The sequence below is a fragment of the Micromonospora sp. CPCC 206060 genome (genome assembly GCF_036906895.1).
Classification (GTDB): Bacteria; Actinomycetota; Actinomycetes; order Mycobacteriales; family Micromonosporaceae; genus Micromonospora.
Genome location: NZ_JBAKHU010000258.1, coordinates 1 through 854 on the forward strand (window position 1 = coordinate 1; position 854 = coordinate 854).

Here is an 854-nt window from a genome sequence, read left to right on the forward strand (position 1 = left end):
GTCGGTGGACATCGCAGCATCGTGCCCGTCGGTCGCACCAATGCCGGGAACCGGCCCCGCCGGTCCCGTCCACCCTGCCGGCCAGGACGACGCGGCCGGCCCTGCCGGCCAGGACGACGCGGCCGGCCCCGCCGGCCAGGACGATGCCGTGAGGGCGTCCGGGTCGTCCAGCGGCCCGGGCAGCCCGGGCAGACCCGTGTCCGCCGGCGGGGCAGGTACCGGCCCGGACATCGGCGACGTCCCCCCGTGGTTCAGCCAGGACAGGTCCGCACCCTGCTGCGGGCGGTCCGGTCCGGGGGCAGGGCCCGGCAACGATGCTTGCCGGGGCTGACCCGGAGCGGTCACCCCGTACTGCGCCGGCACGCCACCGTGTGCTTCCTGGACCAGCTGCAGCAGACCACGGCCGCGCAATGCCACGATCCGGCCATGCACCGTCGAATGCGGTATGGATGCCGCATCGGCGAGGGTTGACTCGCTGGCGGTGATGAGCCCGTCGTCGTCCATACGGTCGATCAGGGCGTTCCACAGCTGCCGCAGCTGATCCTGCTGCTGCGTTGTGGTGGCGATGTGGTCGGCGTGCTGGTCGAACAGCGTCCGGGCCTCATCCGGGTCGCTCACCCATCGGCTGCCCGCAGGAAGGGCCGGCAACGGTGCTTGCCGGGGCTGACCCGGAGCGGTCACCCCGTACTGCGCCGGCACGCCACCGTGTGCTTCCTGGACCAGCTGCAGCAGACCACGGCCGCGCAATGCCACGATCCGCCTATGCACCGTCGAATGCGGTATGGATGCCGCATCGGCGAGGGTTGACTCGCTGGCGGTGATGAACCCGTCGTCGTTTATATGGCCGATCAGGG

General features: G+C 71.5%; 1 pseudogene. It reads right to left on the reverse strand.

Going from position 1 to position 854, the window contains the following annotated elements:
• Positions 1-854: pseudogene (locus V6U90_RS33600) on the reverse strand (hypothetical protein); the annotation flags it as partial.